We start from the raw sequence: 1100 nt of genomic DNA, 5'->3' as shown, positions 1-1100 counted from the left end.
CCCGGGCAAGTCTGGATCAACGAACCGAAGCCGGAGACAGAACCAGCAAGACAGTCTTCATAGCATCAAACCGTCTCATTTGACTTGACAACTTCCGTCCGAATATGGATCGAGCCCCCGCACTCGCTCGTGCGGGGGCTCAGTCGAGGATCCCTAGGCTAACTCGGTGTCCGGTCGGCAGAACACGCACACCTCCAATTGCGCGTCCGTGAGCGCCATCCGAGCATCCTGCGCCGAGACGGGATGCGTGTTGTTGCTGGTCATCATGCAGTCGTCGATGTAGACGCCAGGGCAGCGGGCTGCTGGCGCTGACGTCGTATGGGGTCGCGTACGGCGTCCCACCGGGTGCCCCGAGCCTCTGAGCGCTCGGTTGCCGGGTCCCCCCTGGGAGCGGCTCGGCAGGGCCCGAGGATCACCCCGAGCAATCACCGGCTGTCCCTCCTCCCTGACTTCTTCGTCCCGAAGCAATGCGTCCGACCCGCTGGGCTGCGGCTCAACTGTCCTTGACCTGTGTGAACTGTTCGCCAGAGTCCATAGACGTCCGCCTCGGTGTGGGGTCGTTGTAGCGCAGTTAGACACTCGGCCTGTGCCCCTACAGGCCGCGTAGTGCCTCGTATAGGTCGCCGTAGGCTGTCCAACAGTCGATGCTGCCGTCTTCGTACAGGCTGCCCATGTACCAGTCGTCGTCGTGGACTGGCTTCACGAGGCACAGACTGTGGAACCCAAGCACGATTTCTGGTTGCAGCACCTCGTCGGCTCCGTCAAAGGCTACCCACTTCACCGCCCTGTTTGGGTCTAGGACAACAGCCTCTTGGTCCCCGGATACGTCGGCGATCTGCTGAAGGGTCCACCCCGGGGGTAGCTGCGCGTCTGCCATCCACGGATGATCCCACCCGCCGGGTGTGGACCACCGCTTTAGGAGCGAGGTGAGGCGAGTGCGGTTCTGATCTGCGAAACGCCCACGTAAGCGGACAGGGGACCAGTCCCCCGTGGGCCACCGCTGTTCGGTGCCTGTCAAGTCAAATGAAACGAATGTGACGCTATAGGATCTGTTGTTCGGTCTGACGCCGCTTGGCGGGATCGTTGATCCATGCCTGGCG

2 protein-coding genes are annotated in these 1100 nt (G+C 62.5%); both read right to left on the bottom strand.

From position 1 onward, the window contains the following. Positions 1-153 precede the first annotated feature (153 nt). Complete coding sequence (locus tag AB0N06_RS38980; RefSeq protein ID WP_366139391.1) at positions 154-267, bottom strand: DUF6233 domain-containing protein; 114 nt, start codon at positions 265-267, stop codon at positions 154-156. Between the two features lie 325 nt (positions 268-592). Beyond that, positions 593-877, bottom strand: a complete 285-nt coding sequence (locus AB0N06_RS38975; RefSeq protein WP_366139390.1) for a hypothetical protein — start codon at positions 875-877, stop codon at positions 593-595. Between the last annotated feature and the right edge of the window lie 223 nt (positions 878-1100).

The organism is Streptomyces sp. NPDC051020, from assembly GCF_040683105.1.
Lineage (GTDB): Bacteria > Actinomycetota > Actinomycetes > Streptomycetales > Streptomycetaceae > Streptomyces.
The sequence above is the reverse complement of the archived record's forward strand: the minus strand, read 5'-3'. Positions and strand labels throughout refer to the sequence as shown.